This is a genomic window from Phaeobacter sp. SYSU ZJ3003 (assembly GCF_041300735.1).
GTDB classification, from domain to species: domain Bacteria; phylum Pseudomonadota; class Alphaproteobacteria; order Rhodobacterales; family Rhodobacteraceae; genus Phycobacter; species Phycobacter gallaeciensis_A.
In genome coordinates this window covers 1-370 of sequence record NZ_PXNU01000066.1, presented here as the reverse complement: position 1 = coordinate 370, position 370 = coordinate 1, and the positions used below count along the sequence as shown (strand labels likewise).

Here is a 370-nt window from a genome sequence, read left to right as displayed (position 1 = left end):
TAAGCGGCAGGCCTGCCTCTCTTCCGTTTCGCCTCCATTGCCGATCGTCGTCTGTAGCTTTCCACGTTCATCTCGAAGATGGTCGCATGGTGGACGAGCCTGTCGACGGCCGCGAGCGTCATTGCCGGATCGGGGAAGACCTTGTTCCATTCGCCGAAGGGCTGATTGGCGGTGATCATGATGGACCGCCTTTCGTACCGCGCCGAGATCAGCTCGAAGAGAACGCTGGTTTCGGCCTGGTCCTTGGTGACATAGGCGAGATCATCGAGGATCATCAGGTCGAATTTGTCCAGTTTCGCAATCGCGGCCTCAAGCTGCAGTTCCCTGCGGGCCACCTGCAGCTTCTGGACAAGATCGGTGGTTCTCGTGA

The 370-nt window shown here is 58.4% G+C and carries 1 protein-coding gene; it reads right to left on the bottom strand.

The window, feature by feature from the left end:
- On the bottom strand, window positions 1–370 hold a 370-nt coding region (locus C6W91_RS18645; RefSeq protein ID WP_370571324.1), incomplete at both ends, for an ATP-binding protein.